Here is a 16,135-nt window from a genome sequence, read left to right on the forward strand (position 1 = left end):
ATGAATAGTTATTCTCCCTACAAAGGCAAAAGTGGACTAAAGCGCATCTTGAATGCGACAGGTTATTCAATTTCAGGATTTAAGGCAGCTTATAAAAATGAAGCCGCTTTCCGACAAATTGTTTTAATTAATATTGTGCTTATCCCTACTAGCTTTTTTCTAGATGTAACTCGCGGTGAACATGCACTTATGGTGGTTGTGTGTTTATTTGCAATTATTGTAGAACTATTCAATTCTGCGATTGAAGCGGTAGTTGACCGTGTATCACTTGAAAAACACCAACTCTCTAAAAATGCTAAAGATATGGGAAGTGCTGCTCAATTTGTCGCGCTTTCAATTATAGCAGTGACATGGCTTATCATTTTATTAGGTTAAAAAAACCATGCTTATAAGAGGATAAGCATGGTGTAACAAAAAAGAGGAACTACAGCTACTGTTCCTGACTATAAGTTTAAGAATATCAACTTAACTTTTTCTTAATTTATATAAGAAATAAAAAAATCCCTGCATTTGCAGGGATTTTTTATTTAGACGTTGATGTTTATTACATCATGCCGCCCATTCCACCCATACCGCCCATGTCTGGAGCAGCTGGTTTGTCTTCAGGAATGTCAGTGATCATACATTCTGTAGTCAACATTAAGCCAGCAACAGAAGCAGCGTGCTCAAGTGCAGAACGAGTTACTTTAGCTGGGTCAAGGATACCCATTTCTAACATATCGCCATATTCACCAGTTGCAGCGTTATAACCGAAGTTACCTTCACCTTTCTTAACTGCATTGATTACTACAGATGGCTCATCACCAGCGTTCGCAACGATTTGACGAAGTGGAGCTTCGATCGCACGACGTAAAATGTTGATACCTGCAGTTTGATCTTCGTTAGCACCTTTTAGGCCTTCAAGCGCATTTACGGCACGTACAAGCGCAACACCACCACCTGCAACAACACCTTCTTCAACTGCTGCACGAGTTGCGTGAAGAGCGTCGTCAACGCGGTCTTTCTTCTCTTTCATTTCAACTTCAGTTGCTGCACCGATTTTAATTACAGCAACACCGCCTGCCAATTTAGCAACGCGTTCTTGTAATTTTTCACGGTCATACTCTGAAGTAGATTCTTCGATTTGAGCACGGATTTGTTGAACACGCTCAGCGATAGCAGCAGCATCACCTGCACCATCAACAATAACTGTATTTTCTTTAGAAACAGTGATTTTGTGCGCTGTACCTAAATCTTGAAGAGTCGCTTGTTCTAAAGACATACCAACTTCTTCAGAAATAACAGTTGCGCCAGTCAAGATCGCGATGTCTTGAAGCATTGCTTTACGGCGGTCACCGAAACCAGGAGCTTTAACAGCACATACTTTGATAATACCGCGCATGTTGTTTACAACAAGAGTTGCAAGCGCTTCACCTTCAACATCTTCAGCGATGATAAGAAGTGGTTTACCAGTTTTAGCAACTGCTTCTAAAACAGAAATCAATTCACGAATGTTGCTGATTTTTTTATCAACAAGAAGGATGAACGGATTTTCAAGTTCAGCAGTCAAAGTATCTTGCTTGTTAGCAAAGTATGGAGAGATATAACCACGGTCAAACTGCATACCTTCTACAACGTCTAATGCGTCTTCAAAGCCAGAGCCTTCTTCTACAGTGATTACGCCTTCTTTACCTACTTTTTCCATCGCTTGAGCGATAAGTTTACCAACAGTAGTATCAGAGTTAGCAGAGATAGAACCAACTTGTTCAATTGCTTTGAAATCATCAGCTGGCTTAGCAATAGAACGGATATTTTCAACTACAGTTTTTACTGCAATGTCGATACCACGTTTTAAATCCATTGGGTTCATACCAGCAGTTACTGATTTGATACCTTCGTTTAAAATTGCTTGAGCAAGTACAGTTGCAGTTGTCGTACCGTCACCTGCGATGTCGTTAGTCTTGCTTGAAACTTCACGTACAAGTTGAGCACCCATGTTTTCAAACTTGTCTTTTAATGAAATTTCTTTGGCAACAGTTACACCGTCTTTAGTGATGTGCGGCGCACCGAAAGAACGGTCGATTACAACGTTACGGCCTTTAGGACCTAAAGTCACTTTAACCGCATCTGCAAGTACGTTTACCCCTGCAATCATTTTTGAGCGAGCTGAATCACCAAATTTTACGTCTTTAGCTGACATATTAAACTCCGAATCTTTTTAAATACTGAATCTGATAATGAATTGAGTTATGGATCGATTAGCCTACTAATACAGCTAAGATGTCTGACTCTTTCATGATTAAGAGTTCTTCACCGTTTACTTTAACTGTTGTACCTGCATAAGTACCAAATAACACCTTGTCACCAACTTTAACATCCAAAGCACGTACGCCGTTATCAGTGATTTGACCATTACCTACTGCAATTACTTCACCTTGAGATGGCTTTTCAGCAGCAGAACCTGGCAATAAAATACCGCCAGCAGTTTTGGTTTCTTCTTCTACGCGACGAATCACAACGCGATCATGTAATGGACGAATGTTGCTCATAATTAACTCCATCAGACTTAGTCTTTTTGATTAATCGTTATTGCTTTAATCCAGAGCAATAACAAAATATTTAGATGTCACTTTTGTGGGGATGAAAAAAATGGCTTCAAGGGGAAATAAGAAAAATTTTTCTGTTTTTTGAATATTTTTTAAACAATCAAATATTTAATCTCATCTAAACCAAATCAATCTGTAGTGAATTCAGCCTGCTGTTCATTAAACCAATAATGCTGAATCTTTCCTGTATTTGAAACCGTATTAAAGCTATTTGGATTATGATGATATAAACGAGTAGAAGTTGCTGTACCCGCATGAATATCATAAATAGGATGATCTATTTCCAGATGGTAAATTTGAGTTAAATCATATATAGCCGTTTTATGAAGATGACCATGCAGCATTCCGAATAATCCAGTTGTACTCCACTTCTCTAAGGCGATTTTTCCTAAAACCGGACAATCCTTTATTCCATGCTTATTATCGGGTGGTGTATAAAAAGGTTGATGGAAAACCACTAGCTTTAATTTATCTTTAGGCCCTTTTTGTAAACGCTCATAAGTATCTTGAATTTGTTCAATCGAAATATGACCACGCGTATGGTAACGACGGCGTATGCTATTTACACCAACAATATAAAAATGTTCAGTTTCTAAAGTTGGCTCCAGTTCACCAAAAAAATATCGATAACGAGTAAATGGAGAAAAAAAACGATTCCAGACATGATACAAAGGAATGTCGTGGTTGCCTGGCACCACTAAATAAGGAATATTGAGACTATCTAAATATTGCCGACATTTAAAAAATTGTTCGTATTTGGCACGTTGAGTAATATCTCCACTTACAACAATTACTTCAGGCTGTTGCTGAATACAGAAGTGCCTAATTGCCTCTAAACACTCTTGTTTTTCCGTTCCAAAGTGTAAATCAGACAGATGTAATAACATTCGGCACCATTATATTTAAAGCATTTTTTTCTACAGTGAAATTTAAAGGTGGTTTCATCTCTATGATTTCACCATCTAAAGCAACTGTAAGTTTCGATTTTTTTGTACATTCGACTACAACATGATCTGCACAAAAACTATATACATCTTGGGCATCTTCAACTTTACCTTGAATCCACTGCCAAAGCATATTGAGTAAACTCAGCTTATCACTTTTTGTAATTACAACTCCAGCAACTCGTCCCTGTGCTGCACATTCTGCAATTCTAAGTTTCATATCACATAGTTGTAATTGATTATTCCCAAAGAAAATAAGAGGTGCTTTAACGGGATATTTTTTACCATCTACTGTTATAGATAGCTTCATTGACTTATTTTCTCTTAACAAAACATCTAAAGCGGATGTATAGGCATGTAAAGGAAGCCTTCCTAAATATTTATTGTAGAGTTCGCGCTTTTTGATAAAGAGTGGATATAGACCTAAACTAGCATTATTTAAATAAATATGATCATTGATTGCTGCTATATGTACTGACCGAGGAATGCCTGTAGCAATCACTTCTGCTGCTTCTAAAAGATCTAGGGGAATATCTAAAACTTTAGCGACATAGTTAAAAGTACCTAAAGGCAAGATTCCCATTGGAATAGAAGTATTCTTAAGTTTAGATGCAACAGCATTTAATGTGCCATCCCCACCAGCTGCAACAACCACCCCTATATTTTCGTTTTGTGAATGCCGATGAATAACATTATTCATCAGATCATCGAACAATGTATTTTCATTTAATTCAAATACTTGTATTTCAAAATCATGTTCAGTAAATACAGTCATCAGTTGCTCATAAACATCTTCATGTTTTGAAGCGTGAAATCCTGATTTTTCGTTATAGATGATCGAAAGAGGTTTCAAGGGCCGCATTTTATTATCGTAAAGTAAGATGTTTATTCTATTTTGTATATAAAATCACCTATTAAAAGTCTCTTTATGTAAATTTTGAATGATCTTCATTTGTTTAATCAATAATAATTCTCAAAAAAAATTTAAGAGCTAATTTATTGATTTTAAATAAAATAACTTAAGTAAATAACATACATACAACATAAAAATATAAAAGTAAAAACTATATAAAACATCATAAGCAAATGATTTTCATATAAAAACAATCGGAATTCCAAATATCTAATTGTTAGTCTTTAGTCTTATTTTTTTTATGATTTTATGCTTTAATACAGCCACTTTTTTATTTGATCTTTCATTGTACCCCAATGAATAGACTTGTACGTTGTACATATTTTGAATAGGCCTCACCATGACCACAGTGAACGCACCAGAATTCGTTCGTCATCCTAAGCTTATAGCATGGGTTGAAGAAATTGCAAACTTAACCAAACCAGCAAAAATCGAATGGTGTGACGGAAGCGAAGAAGAGTATCAACGTCTAATCGACTTGATGATCGCTAACGGCACCATGCAGAAATTAAACCAAGAAAAACATCCTGGTTCTTATCTTGCAAATTCTGACCCATCTGACGTTGCGCGTGTTGAAGATCGTACTTACATCTGCTCTCAAAATAAAGAAGATGCTGGTGCGACAAACAACTGGGAAGATCCAGCTGTTATGCGTGAAAAATTAAATGGTTTATTTGAAGGTTCAATGAAAGGCCGTACGATGTACGTTGTTCCTTTCTCTATGGGTCCTTTAGGTAGCCATATTGCTCATATCGGTATCGAGTTAACTGATTCTCCTTATGTTGCTGTTAGCATGCGCAAAATGGCACGTATGGGTAAAGCTGTTTATGATGTATTAGGTACAGACGGCGAATTTGTTCCTTGTGTACACACAGTAGGTGCTCCACTTGCTGAAGGTCAAAAAGACGTTGCATGGCCTTGTAACCCAGAGAAATATATCGTTCATTACCCAGAAACTCGTGAAATCTGGTCTTTCGGTTCTGGTTACGGCGGTAACGCATTACTTGGTAAAAAATGTTTAGCTCTTCGTATCGCTTCTGTCATGGGACGCGAACAAGGTTGGTTAGCTGAACACATGCTTATTCTTGGTGTGACTAACCCTCAAGGTGAAAAACACTACATCGCTGCTGCATTCCCATCTGCTTGTGGTAAGACAAACTTTGCAATGTTAATTCCACCAGCAGGTTATGAAGGTTGGAAAATCGAAACTGTAGGTGACGATATTGCTTGGATCAAACCAGGTGAAGATGGCCGCTTATATGCGATTAACCCTGAAGCTGGTTTCTTCGGTGTAGCTCCTGGTACAAATACCAAGACTAACCCTAACTGTATGGCAACACTTCATAAAGATGTTATCTATACAAACGTAGCAGTAACTGAAGATGGTCAAGTATGGTGGGAAGGTCTTTCTAAAGAAGTTCCAACAAACTTAACGAACTGGAAAGGTCAACCTCACGTAAACGGCGAAAAAGCAGCACATCCAAATGCTCGTTTCACTGTTGCAGCTGGTCAATGTCCATCTATCGACGCTGATTGGGAAAACCCAGCAGGTGTTCCAATTTCTGCGTTCATCTTCGGTGGTCGTCGTGCAGATACAGTTCCTTTAGTTTCTGAAGCTTTTGACTGGGTTGACGGTGTATATAAAGCGGCAACTATGGGTTCTGAAACTACTGCTGCTGCTGTTGGTCAACAAGGTATCGTTCGTCGTGACCCATTCGCGATGCTTCCATTTGCTGGCTACAACATGGCTGACTACTTTGACCACTGGTTAAGCCTTGGTGCAAAAGTAAGCGAGAAAGCTGAAGCTTCTGGCAACAAATTACCGAAAATCTTCAACGTAAACTGGTTCCGTCGTGATGCTGAAGGCAACTTCGTATGGCCTGGTTTCGGTCAAAACATGCGTGTTCTTGAGTGGATCATTGACCGCTGTGAAGGCCGTGCAAACGCTGTTGAAACACCAATCGGTTTTGTTCCAACATATGAAGACTTGAACTGGAAAGGCACTGAGTTCAGTAAAGAACAATTTGACCTTATCACTACTCAAGATAAAGACCAGTGGGTTACTGAAATTGAAAGCCACACTGAGTTATTCAATAAACTTGGCGAGCGCTTACCAAAAGCATTAAAAGAACGTCAAGCAGCATTACTTGAAGCTGTAAAAACTGGCTTCTAATTGCTAAATATAAAAAAGGCCGCTTTATGCGGCCTTTTTTATTATGCGGCATCATCTTTTAGTCGACGTTCAGATAAGTAAGCTTCTAACACTTTCACCTGTTTCTCATTAAACGCCAAACCTAATTTAGATCTTCGCCAGAGTATGTCTTCTGCAGTATTTGCCCACTCATATTCACATAAATATTTAACTTCACATTCAAATAAATCATGACCAAAATTTTGCCCCAATTGTTCTATACTATTTCGTTCATGAAGCATGTTCCAAACTCTTGAGCCATATGCATGTGCCCAACGTTTGGCAAGGGATTCTGAAACTCCATTTACACTTAATTGAATCTGGTTGATTAAATCATCTAATGTAGTCCAGTGCTCAGCACCCGGTAATGGTTCATTGGCAGTCCACTCCTCTGCCATTTCACTAAAGAACGGAGACAAATGCTCTAAAGCGGCCTCAGCCAGTTTCCGATAAGTCGTAATCTTTCCACCAAATACCGATAACAATGGTGCCGTTTTATCTTCCGTCTGTAGTGCCAAAGTATAGTCGCGGGTAATTGCCGAAGGGTTATCAGACTCATCATCACATAAAGCACGTACACCTGAGTACTGACTTATAATATCCGCTCGCGTTAACTGCTTTTTAAAATGTGAATTTGTCACTGTCAAAAGGTAATCTATTTCTACATCAGTAATCTTTACCTTTTGTGGATCACCTGTGTATTCCTGATCTGTTGTACCAATGAGGGTATATTTTTCTAAATAAGGAATTGCAAAAACGATCCGTCGGTCTTCGTTTTGCATAATAAAAGCCTTATGACAGTCATATAGCTTTGGCACAACAATATGGCTTCCTTGGATCAATCGGACTTGATAAGGAGATCTTAAATTTAGATTTTCACTAATAATTTCTTCAACCCAAGGACCAGCTGCATTTACTAAAGCTCTTGCACGTATCTGATAAACCTCAACTCCACTTTGTAGTTCCAAGTGCCAAAGTTCTTGTTCTTTATAAGCCTTAACACATCGTGTTCGTGTCACGACTTTGGCACCCTGCTCTTTAGCTTGTAGCGCATTTAACACCACAAGACGTGCGTCATCTACAGTACAGTCAGAATATTCAAAGCCACGCGTTATCGCTGGTTTTAAGGGACTATCTTCTTTGAAATAAATCAGATTTGAACCTAATAATTTTTCTCGTTTTCCCAAATGATCATAAAAAAATAGGCCCGCTCGAATTAACCATGCAGGACGCAAATGCGGTCGATGAGGCATAATAAAACGCATAGGTGCAATAATATGTGGCGCTTTAGCCAACAACACTTCACGCTCTGCTAATGCTTCTCTGACTAACCTGAATTCTTTATGTTCTAAATAGCGTAGACCACCATGAATTAATTTACTGCTAGCAGATGAGGTGTGACTGGCTAAATCATCTTTTTCACACAAAAATACCGATAGTCCACGGCCTGCTGCATCGTTGGCAATACCCACTCCATTAATACCGCCACCAATTACAGCAATATCATATACTTTTGAATAATCATTAGTTTGTACTGTCATTTCTCATATTCTTTTTATTGTTGATCTTATAAAAATTAAAACATCAAATTGATGAAACAACAATCAAAAAAGTAGAATAATCAATTTTGAATAAATAAACATTGAGCCGCTAATTGATTACTCTACTTTTAATTTAACTCATTAAAGAACAAATCAATCCTCAGCCCAACTTTGACTGCGTTTCACTGCTTTCAACCAACCCTTATAAATAAACTCAGATTGTTCAGCAGACATTTTGGGTTCAAAAACTTTTTCTATGGCAGATTTATTTCTTAACTCGTGCAGATCTTGCCAGAAACCCGTTGCTAAACCTGCAAGGAAAGCTGCGCCCAAAGCAGTGGTTTCTTTCATTATTGGACGTTCTACAGGGGTTGCTAAAATATCAGACTGAAATTGCATCAAGAAGTTATTTTCCGTTACGCCACCATCAACACGGAGCGTACGAAGTTCTTCTTCTGCATCTTGCTGCATAGCATCTAAAACTTCTCGAGTTTGAAAAGCAATGGACTCTAAAGTTGCACGAATAATATGTTCAATACTAGCCCCACGCGTCAGACCAAAAATTGCTCCGCGTGCTGTCGGGTCCCAATACGGTGCCCCTAATCCGGTAAAAGCTGGAACAACGTATACACCGTTACTGTCTTTTACTCGTGTTGCATAATGCTCAGAATCTTTAGCGTTCTTAATAACCTTTAATTCATCGCGTAACCACTGTACACAAGAGCCACCATTAAACACGGCACCTTCTAAAGCATAATTCACTTCTCCGTTTGCACCGCATGCAATAGTAGTCAGTAATCCATGCTCTGAACGAACAATCTTTTTACCTGTGTTCATGAGTAGAAAGCAGCCTGTACCATAGGTATTTTTAGCCTGCCCTGACTCAACACACATTTGACCAAAAAGTGCAGCCTGTTGATCGCCAGCGATTCCCGCAATAGGAATACCTACTTCTTGGCCACTAATAGTATGTGTATACCCATAGACCTCAGATGAACTACGCACCTCAGGTAGCATTGCTCTAGGAATATCTAAAGCTTGTAAAAGTTTTTCATCCCATTCAAGCTTTTCGATATCAAACAGCATAGTCCGTGAAGCATTGGTAAAATCAGTGACATGGACAGCACCATTAGTTAATTTCCAAATGAGCCAAGTATCCACCGTACCGAATAATAACTCTCCTCGCTCAGCACGCTCACGGCTGCCTTCCACGTGATCTAAAATCCATTTAATTTTTGTGGCCGAAAAATATGGATCAATCACTAAGCCTGTGGTTTTACGAATATATTCTTGCCAACCAGCTTTATGCAATTGATTACATATTTCAGTCGTCTGTCGACTTTGCCAAACAATGGCATTATAAATAGGCTTACCTGTTTTCTTATCCCAGACAATGGTGGTTTCTCGCTGGTTTGTAATCCCAATTGCCGCAACCTGCTCACTCTTGATGCCTGCTTGAGCCAAAGCCTCTACCCACACAGCGCTTTGAGTTGCCCAAATTTCCATTGGATCATGTTCAACCCAGCCTGGCTGAGGGTAAATCTGGGTAAACTCTCTTTGAGCAATACTGACAACATTTGCATCATGATCTAAAACAATTGCTCTTGAGCTTGTTGTGCCCTGATCAAAAGCAACAATATATTTCTTTGGGCAATTTGACATCTGAATGTCCCTTTCATTATCCACACACATCTAGTCCACAATGCAAAGACATTATGCCTAACTGTATTTATTTAAAATTTTCTTTGGAATATATCATTATTTTTAAGGGATATAGGTTTTCTTCGCCCAAACATTACTCATTCTTTATCGGTTTTTACTACTTGGGAAAAAATAATATTCTAAAAATCCGAGTAAGCTTATAAAAATGAACTGATCGGCTAATTTGAAATCACATAAATATTCAACTTATTCCTTTGCTTAAATAATAAACATTGTTTTACAGACATAAAAAAAATAAAGTGAAATACTCCTCAAGATAATATGTAAAAACGGAATAAATCTTCTCTTCTTTAGCATTCAACCCAAGCGAAACATGGAGCGACTCATGGTTGATCAACCTTCTACCGCAACACCTCCACATTCTAATTTAGATACAAAAACTCGTCTAAAATCAATTTTGGGCGGTTCTGCTGGCAACCTTGTCGAATGGTACGACTGGTATGTATATGCCGCATTTACGCTCTATTTTGCTCATGCTTTTTTCCCAAAAGGGAGCCAAACTGCTCAACTTCTTCAAGCAGCTGCAATTTTTGCAGTAGGCTTCCTTATGCGTCCGATTGGCGCATGGATAATGGGGATTTATTCAGACCGTAAAGGACGTAAAGCTGGCCTTACGCTTTCTGTCACCTTAATGTGTGTTGGCTCTCTACTCATTGCGGTTACCCCTTCCTACGAAAGTATTGGCGTATTTGCACCATTACTTTTAGTTATTGCACGTTTAATTCAAGGCTTAAGTGTAGGTGGTGAATACGGTGCAAGTGCCACATATTTAAGTGAGATGGCTGAAAAGAACCGCCGTGGTTTTTTCTCAAGCTTCCAATATGTCACCTTAATTGCAGGACAACTTACAGCTTTATGTGTACTACTCATCTTGCAAATGGTACTCAACGAGCAGCAATTGCATGACTGGGGATGGCGTATTCCCTTTTTCATTGGTGCACTTTTAGCAATTGTGGTATTCCGTATTCGCCGTGGGCTATTAGAAACACAATCTTTTAAAAATGCTCAAACAGAGACAGATCAGCCAAAATCAGGAATGTTTGCTTTATTTAAGCATTATCCTAAAGAAGCCTTTACAGTATTGTTCTTAACTGCTGGTGGTACACTCGCTTTTTATACTTACACCACCTATCTACAAAAATATTTAGTCAATACATCTGGTTTTACCAAACCTGAAGCGACTCAAATTACTACTCTAGCATTATTTATTTTTATGTGTTTACAGCCATTGGCGGGTGCATTATCAGATCGAATTGGGCGTAAACCACTGATGATTTTCTTCGGGGTGACAGGTGTTTTATTCACCTACATTCTATTTGATGCTCTCGCAAACACGCATAACTACTGGACTGCATTCTGGTTATGCTTTGGGGGCCTGATCATGGTGACTGGCTACACTTCAATTAATGCTGTCGTGAAAGCTGAACTTTTCCCAGCACATATTCGTGCTTTGGGCGTAGCTCTCCCTTATGCAATTGCAAACACTTTATTTGGAGGAACAGCCGAATTCTTCGCATTAAGTTTTAAAGAAGCTGGTCATGAATCTTGGTATTTCATTTATGTCAGTATTATGATTTTCATTTCATTACTGATCTATATATTTATGAAAGACACCAAACATCATTCAAAAATCAAAGAACATTAATATTTTTATTAGAGCTAATATCATGAGCCGATGTTAGCTCTAAACTAGTGAATAACCACAAACAACGCTTCTATTTTATGAGATACTGCGTATAAGAAAATAAGGACGATACTGATGAATAAAAGTATTTTATGTTTGGCATTAAGTAGTATGTTTATTTTAACTGCTTGTCAGACTACGCCTCGACAATATAATGGTTCAACTGGCTATCAGATTGAAAACCAAACTAAAACTTCAGCGACTCTAGCTTATACTTTAGCTGGCCGTAGTAACCAGCAACTTGATGAGCGCAAATTACAACGTGCTTGTCAGAATGTGTTAGGTGCCCAGAAAGTTTATAAATTATCAATTTTAAGCATCAACGAAATTCCTAATCCAGCTAAAGATGAGCATTATGGAATTCAACTTGGTGAAACTCGCGCGTCTTTTGGCTTATCAAATACACCTAGCTTAAATAATGGTGAAGATTATGCGACACGCCAAGCACTTGAAGCACGTCCAAGTACATTGAAAGTTGTTCGTTATACTTGTTCATAACATAAAAAAAGACGCTGTTCTTTTACAGCGTCTTATAAAAACTTACATTTCTAAATTCTTTTGCTTCATCCAAATCTGGCCACGTTGTCGCACTTCTTTCTTCAATTTTTTCATATTTTGGATGACTAAAATTTTTAACACGGCTATCGGCTACCCATACTTCTGGTGCAAATTTTAAAAATTCGTCTAAGAAAAAGCGGTTACATTGGTCATATAACACATCAGCAGCGAGTAAAACATCAACCTGCTCAGCTTTATATAAATCATCCAGATATTCGAGCTCTACATCATTAAGTAAAGCATTTTGACGGCAAGCATTTAGACTAACCTGATCAATATCACAGCAGATTACGCGTTTTGCTCCAGCCATTTTTGCAGCAATTGCCACTACACCAGAACCTGCTCCGAAATCTAACACTACTTTATCTTTAACATGGTGCGGCTCTGCAAGTATCCACTGAGCCATTGCCAAGCCTGATGCCCAACAAAAAATCCAATACGGCGTGTCATTCCAGATACGGCGAATAACTTCGTCATCCAATCGATCAGTTGGAAAAACTGGAGGAATCAACCATAAAGAAATTGGAGTTTCTGGCAACTGTTGTGCCATTAATTCACAATGAGGAATGACTTCATGTAGGGCTTGAAGTAAATGTTCAGGGGCTTTAGACAGTTGAAAGGTGCAGCTCATAAATAAGCTCAACAATTTACAATTACTATTTGATACGCGTTAACGTCATCCGCAATTGTTCGAGGTAGGACTACATTAAACTAAAATGTTTCTGCGACTCATCTATAGCTAACCAGTAGCTGACGAGTTTTGCGGATGACAAATGGTTTTGGTTACTTTTCCCGAAAGAAAAGTAACATACGAGCTCCTAACATTTGCGTTAAACGGTAGGACGCCGTCGTGAATAAATTAAATTAACCTAAAGCTTTTTCAGCAGCTTCTACAGTTTGACGAATCAAAGTTGTAATAGTCATTGGACCAACACCACCCGGTACTGGTGTATAAGCAGAAGCAATTTCTTCAATACCTTGTAATTGAATATCGCCTACACCGCCGCCATCACGTGGGTGGAAACCAGCATCTACCACAACTGCACCCTGTTTAATCCAGTCTTTTTGAATAAGTTCAGCTTTACCTACAGCACCAACAATAATGTCAGCTTGTTTCACAAGCTCAGGTAAGTTTTGTGTACGTGAATGACAAATCGTTACTGTTGCATTTGCTTGTAACAACATCATTGCCATTGGTTTACCTAAAATTGCTGAACGGCCAACCACAACCGCGTGTTTACCAGCAATTTCGATGTTGTTTTCTTTAAGAATTGTCATGATACCCGCAGGAGTTGCTGAACCATATGCAGCTTCACCCATTGCCATACGGCCAAAACCAAGGCAAGTTACGCCATCAACATCTTTTGCTAATGAGATCGCATCAAAACACGCACGCTCATCAATTTGTGCAGGAACTGGATGTTGTAAAAGAATACCGTGAACATCTGGATTGGCATTAAGCTTTTCGATTTCAGCTAATAATTGTTCTGTTGTGGTTTCTTGTGGTAATTCGATTTTTAATGAATCCATACCTACTCGGCGGCAGGCATTCCCTTTCATACGTACATAAGTTGCAGAAGCACCATCATCTCCAACCAAAATAGTCGCTAAAATCGGGGTACGACCTGTTTTTGCTTTCAAAGCTTCAACACGTACCAACAAATTTTCTTCAATTTGCTTTGCTAATGCACGACCGTCTAAAACCAATGCCACAGCACATCTCCAAGGTAGACATGAATTTAATGTGCCAATAATACATGATAATTTCGACAATTTTATTCTAGATGTTGTTTTTATGTGCATCTTCGCTCAAAACAGTATTGTTTTTTTTGTAAAGGTTGCTAATATGTGCATCACCAAATGTAGGCGGGGTGGCAGAGTGGTCATGCAGCGGACTGCAACTCCGTGGACGCCGGTTCGATTCCGACCTCCGCCTCCAAATTTGGTAAAGCCCGGGTGGTGAAATAGGTAGACACAGGGGATTTAAAATCCCCCGCCCTCAAAGCGTGCCGGTTCGAGTCCGGCCCCGGGCACCATCTTCAAGTACTGAATATGGTGTCATAAAGAATCCAGCGTAAGCTGGTTTTTTTATGCCTAAAAAAAGGGTTGCTTCAGCAACCCTCTACTTTTCTATAGCTTCAAGCAGTCTTTTGATCTTGTTTTAACGGCATCAAATTTAGATCCAATACAATATCGTTTTGTCGGCTTGAATCTATCTGATATTCAGCATTTTTAATTGAATCTACAAATCTCCATTCAGAATGAACTTGCGCCTGATCTAGAGTAACCAACAAGTATCCTCGTTGATTTAAATTACAGTAGGCTAATTCATCAATTAATGTAGTAAAAGCAAATTCAAACTGTTGCAGTTGAGCCAGTGGAATACTTAAATATTTTTCTAAACCTGGAGACGATACAGAACTAGTTGCCAATTCAACTCCAATATACTTTCCTTTCTGGCTATATAAATAAGATGCCCATGCGTTATGAGTATCCCCCGCGAGCACAATCATCTTTTTATTAAACTCTGCCAATTTGTCATATACAAACTCTCTCTCAGCATAGTAACCATCCCAAGCATCTAAATTGTATGGTGCCACCGTCATAATTCTTGCTTTTTCTTGGGCTGTTAATGTCGGATCATTTTGTTGCAAACGAAGTTTTAAAGTAACCAACTCGGTGATTTGTGTATTCATTTTAGCAAGTGTTTCAGGCGAAGTTCCCCCTGAAGTAATTTGCCCTAAAGATGCCAATAGCTCAGCTGGAATCCACATTTTACTCATCAAGACTTGCTGCCCCACAACATTCCATGTAGCTGTAGATTGCTTCAATTTATCAACTAGCCAATCTCTTTGCGTATAACCCATTAAAGTACGCGCTGGATTAGTTAAATCTGCCTGAAATTTGGCAATATCCAAACCAGAGGCCGTCATATAGTCTTTGTATTCAAGCTGCTTATCACGCGCAATAATACGCGTATCTAGCATGGTTAATTGGACAAGTGAACCAAAGTTAAACTGACGATAAATATTTAAATGGTCAGAACTAGAGACTGGGCGAATTGGCATCCATTCAAAATAAGCTTGTAGAGCAGCTAATTTTCTATCTGAAAAAGACCCTTCATCGCTTTGATGATTTTCCGCACCATCACGCCAAGCATCATTCGCTAGTTCGTGATCATCCCAAATTACAATAAAAGGATGACGCTGATGAGCAGCTTGCAAATCCTTATCCTGACGATAAAGTGCATAACGTTTGCGATAATCCTCTAATTTAATAATTTCTTTATTATTATCAGCAGGTAGCATACGCCCAAGCTTTACCGCATCTTCCGCCGCATAACCATCTGCACCATATTCATAGATATAGTCCCCCAAATGAATAATGACATCGACATTCTGTTTAGCCATTTCCCGATAGACATAAAAGTAACCCGCAGGATAATTCGAGCAAGAACATACTGCAAAGCTCACTTTATTCGTAGAAGTTGGTAATGTTTTCGTCTGTCCTACTGGTGAGACTTTACTACCAAATTTAAAACGGTAGTAGTACACCGTATCTGCTTGTAACCCAGCTGCATCAACTTTCACTGTAAAGTCATCAGTCTTCGTTGTTTCAACCATTCCTGTCTTTAAATTTTGTTTAAACTGATTATCGGTTGAAATTTCCCATACAACTTTTAAACGCACTCCTAAATCTACTGGAGTTACTCGTGTCCACAAAATGACTTTATCCTGCAAAGGATCTCCACTTGCAACCCCATGAAGAAAATCTGCTTGTACTTGCGGATTTTGATCATCTGAGCCATCGTTGCAACCCGTAAAAGCAACAGGTATAGATAAAGCCCCAAAACCGAATAGACTTTTTTGAATTAATTCTCGGCGTGAAATTTTCTCTGACATAAAATTCTCTAAGTTTTAAGCAATGAGTGCTTTAAACTTAAGTACATAACATGAACAGCTGATCTCAGTTTGATGAACAAATCATGACAAAAATT

The 16,135-nt window shown here is 38.7% G+C and carries 13 protein-coding genes and 2 tRNA genes; 6 read left to right on the forward strand and 9 right to left on the reverse strand.

Annotation, left to right across the window (positions count from 1 at the left end):
• Entirely contained in the window at positions 1–375 is a 375-nt protein-coding gene (locus CSB87_RS05345; RefSeq protein WP_004707370.1) for a diacylglycerol kinase, read from the forward strand.
• A gap of 169 nt (positions 376–544) precedes the next feature.
• On the opposite strand, the gene groL is transcribed toward CSB87_RS05345, so the two are convergent.
• From groL to CSB87_RS05365, 4 genes are all read right to left on the reverse strand, one after another.
• Positions 545–2,179, reverse strand: a complete 1,635-nt coding sequence (groL, locus tag CSB87_RS05350; RefSeq protein ID WP_002048605.1) for a chaperonin GroEL — start codon at positions 2,177–2,179, stop codon at positions 545–547.
• A 58-nt stretch (positions 2,180–2,237) separates the two neighbouring features.
• Positions 2,238–2,528: a co-chaperone GroES gene (locus CSB87_RS05355; RefSeq protein ID WP_031953182.1), complete on the reverse strand. Its 291-nt coding sequence runs from the start codon at positions 2,526–2,528 to the stop codon at positions 2,238–2,240.
• Between the two features lie 185 nt (positions 2,529–2,713).
• Positions 2,714–3,472, reverse strand: coding sequence for a metallophosphoesterase family protein (locus CSB87_RS05360; RefSeq protein ID WP_002048510.1), 759 nt, complete (start codon positions 3,470–3,472; stop codon positions 2,714–2,716).
• A complete protein-coding gene (locus CSB87_RS05365; RefSeq protein WP_031953184.1) occupies positions 3,453–4,391 on the reverse strand; it encodes a diacylglycerol/lipid kinase family protein in 939 nt (312 codons plus the stop codon). Before CSB87_RS05365 ends, CSB87_RS05360 begins: the two co-directional genes overlap by 20 nt.
• 391 nt (positions 4,392–4,782) lie before the next feature.
• On the opposite strand from CSB87_RS05365, the gene CSB87_RS05370 reads away from it, so the two are divergent.
• Positions 4,783–6,615, forward strand: coding sequence for a phosphoenolpyruvate carboxykinase (GTP) (locus CSB87_RS05370; protein WP_031953186.1), 1,833 nt, complete (start codon positions 4,783–4,785; stop codon positions 6,613–6,615).
• 41 nt (positions 6,616–6,656) lie between these two features.
• On the opposite strand, the gene glpD is transcribed toward CSB87_RS05370, so the two are convergent.
• Together glpD and glpK are read right to left on the reverse strand one after the other, a co-directional pair.
• The gene (gene glpD / locus CSB87_RS05375; RefSeq protein WP_031953188.1) at positions 6,657–8,174 is read right to left on the reverse strand and encodes a glycerol-3-phosphate dehydrogenase; all 1,518 of its coding nucleotides are present in this window, start codon (positions 8,172–8,174) and stop codon (positions 6,657–6,659) included.
• Positions 8,175–8,327: 153 nt separating this feature from the next.
• On the reverse strand, positions 8,328–9,836 hold the full coding sequence (glpK, locus tag CSB87_RS05380; protein WP_106105047.1) for a glycerol kinase GlpK: 1,509 nt from the start codon (positions 9,834–9,836) through the stop codon (positions 8,328–8,330).
• 373 nt (positions 9,837–10,209) lie between these two features.
• Here glpK and CSB87_RS05385 point away from each other — a divergent pair, with 373 nt between their 5' ends.
• Both CSB87_RS05385 and CSB87_RS05390 read left to right on the forward strand, forming a co-directional pair.
• Positions 10,210–11,541: an MFS transporter gene (locus tag CSB87_RS05385; protein WP_006580510.1), complete on the forward strand. Its 1,332-nt coding sequence runs from the start codon at positions 10,210–10,212 to the stop codon at positions 11,539–11,541.
• A gap of 114 nt (positions 11,542–11,655) precedes the next feature.
• A complete protein-coding gene (locus tag CSB87_RS05390) occupies positions 11,656–12,078 on the forward strand; it encodes a hypothetical protein (protein ID WP_001043188.1) in 423 nt (140 codons plus the stop codon).
• A 22-nt stretch (positions 12,079–12,100) separates the two neighbouring features.
• Here the strand turns inward: CSB87_RS05390 and CSB87_RS05395 are convergent, their stop codons facing one another.
• Both CSB87_RS05395 and folD read right to left on the reverse strand, forming a co-directional pair.
• Positions 12,101–12,769, reverse strand: coding sequence for a class I SAM-dependent methyltransferase (locus CSB87_RS05395; protein ID WP_031953193.1), 669 nt, complete (start codon positions 12,767–12,769; stop codon positions 12,101–12,103).
• A 233-nt stretch (positions 12,770–13,002) separates the two neighbouring features.
• The gene (gene folD, locus CSB87_RS05400) at positions 13,003–13,851 is read right to left on the reverse strand and encodes a bifunctional methylenetetrahydrofolate dehydrogenase/methenyltetrahydrofolate cyclohydrolase FolD (protein WP_001229846.1); all 849 of its coding nucleotides are present in this window, start codon (positions 13,849–13,851) and stop codon (positions 13,003–13,005) included.
• A 152-nt stretch (positions 13,852–14,003) separates the two neighbouring features.
• Here folD and CSB87_RS05405 point away from each other — a divergent pair.
• Together CSB87_RS05405 and CSB87_RS05410 are read left to right on the forward strand one after the other, a co-directional pair.
• Positions 14,004–14,077, forward strand: a tRNA-Cys gene (locus CSB87_RS05405).
• Between the two features lie 11 nt (positions 14,078–14,088).
• A tRNA-Leu gene (locus tag CSB87_RS05410) sits at positions 14,089–14,174 on the forward strand.
• Positions 14,175–14,276: 102 nt separating this feature from the next.
• Here CSB87_RS05410 and CSB87_RS05415 read toward each other — a convergent pair.
• Complete coding sequence (locus tag CSB87_RS05415; RefSeq protein ID WP_031953195.1) at positions 14,277–16,040, reverse strand: alkaline phosphatase D family protein; 1,764 nt, start codon at positions 16,038–16,040, stop codon at positions 14,277–14,279.
• Positions 16,041–16,135: the final 95 nt, after the last annotated feature.

The sequence above is a fragment of the Acinetobacter sp. AR_0276 genome (assembly GCF_003000705.1).
GTDB classification, from domain to species: Bacteria; Pseudomonadota; Gammaproteobacteria; order Pseudomonadales; family Moraxellaceae; genus Acinetobacter; species Acinetobacter nosocomialis.

Excerpts from the sequence above, each read along its gene's own strand:
- CSB87_RS05385 (WP_006580510.1), top strand. The coding sequence starts at position 10,210 with ATGGAGCGACTCATGGTTGATCAACCTTCTACCGCAACACCTCCACAT.
- CSB87_RS05365 (WP_031953184.1), bottom strand. The coding sequence starts at position 4,391 with ATGCGGCCCTTGAAACCTCTTTCGATCATCTATAACGAAAAATCAGGA.
- CSB87_RS05345 (WP_004707370.1), top strand. The coding sequence starts at position 1 with ATGAATAGTTATTCTCCCTACAAAGGCAAAAGTGGACTAAAGCGCATC.
- glpD (WP_031953188.1), bottom strand. The coding sequence starts at position 8,174 with ATGACAGTACAAACTAATGATTATTCAAAAGTATATGATATTGCTGTA.
- CSB87_RS05390 (WP_001043188.1), top strand. The coding sequence starts at position 11,656 with ATGAATAAAAGTATTTTATGTTTGGCATTAAGTAGTATGTTTATTTTA.
- CSB87_RS05395 (WP_031953193.1), bottom strand. The coding sequence starts at position 12,769 with ATGAGCTGCACCTTTCAACTGTCTAAAGCCCCTGAACATTTACTTCAA.
- CSB87_RS05360 (WP_002048510.1), bottom strand. The coding sequence starts at position 3,472 with ATGTTATTACATCTGTCTGATTTACACTTTGGAACGGAAAAACAAGAG.
- glpK (WP_106105047.1), bottom strand. The coding sequence starts at position 9,836 with ATGTCAAATTGCCCAAAGAAATATATTGTTGCTTTTGATCAGGGCACA.
- CSB87_RS05370 (WP_031953186.1), top strand. The coding sequence starts at position 4,783 with ATGACCACAGTGAACGCACCAGAATTCGTTCGTCATCCTAAGCTTATA.
- CSB87_RS05415 (WP_031953195.1), bottom strand. The coding sequence starts at position 16,040 with ATGTCAGAGAAAATTTCACGCCGAGAATTAATTCAAAAAAGTCTATTC.
- groL (WP_002048605.1), bottom strand. The coding sequence starts at position 2,179 with ATGTCAGCTAAAGACGTAAAATTTGGTGATTCAGCTCGCTCAAAAATG.
- CSB87_RS05355 (WP_031953182.1), bottom strand. The coding sequence starts at position 2,528 with ATGAGCAACATTCGTCCATTACATGATCGCGTTGTGATTCGTCGCGTA.